Source organism: Psychrobacter sp. Rd 27.2, assembly GCF_001921755.1.
In the GTDB taxonomy this organism is placed as follows: domain Bacteria; phylum Pseudomonadota; class Gammaproteobacteria; order Pseudomonadales; family Moraxellaceae; genus Psychrobacter; species Psychrobacter celer.
Map to the genome: position 1 here is coordinate 1 of NZ_MRYB01000158.1, position 324 is coordinate 324.

The following is a 324-nucleotide window of genomic DNA, read 5'->3' on the forward strand; positions in this document are numbered from 1 at the left end:
ATTCTGTATTTTTCCACCTTCGTTTTTTTCGACAATATGATCTACCACAGCCCGACAAGGGATAAGTTGCCAGTGACTTGGGTACTTCTCAATCCAATCTATATCTGTATCTGTATAGCTTGAGTATCTAGGCAATTTGTTTATCATGAATGCACCTCACTCAATAACTGCATAATCTCGCTACTAACTGCATCCAAGTCCGCATCAATCTCAGCTAGCGGGCGCGGTGGCTCATACACATAGAAGTGACGGTTAAACGGTATCTCAAAGCCCACGATGCCAATCTCTTCATCGATAGCATCTGTCTTATCAGGATTTATCCAC

The 324-nt window shown here is 42.6% G+C and carries 1 protein-coding gene; it reads right to left on the minus strand.

The annotated features are described in order from the left end of the window. Positions 1-143: 143 nt before the first annotated feature. On the minus strand, positions 144-324 hold a 181-nt coding region (locus tag BTV99_RS13025; RefSeq protein ID WP_143507231.1), incomplete at its 5' end, for a hypothetical protein.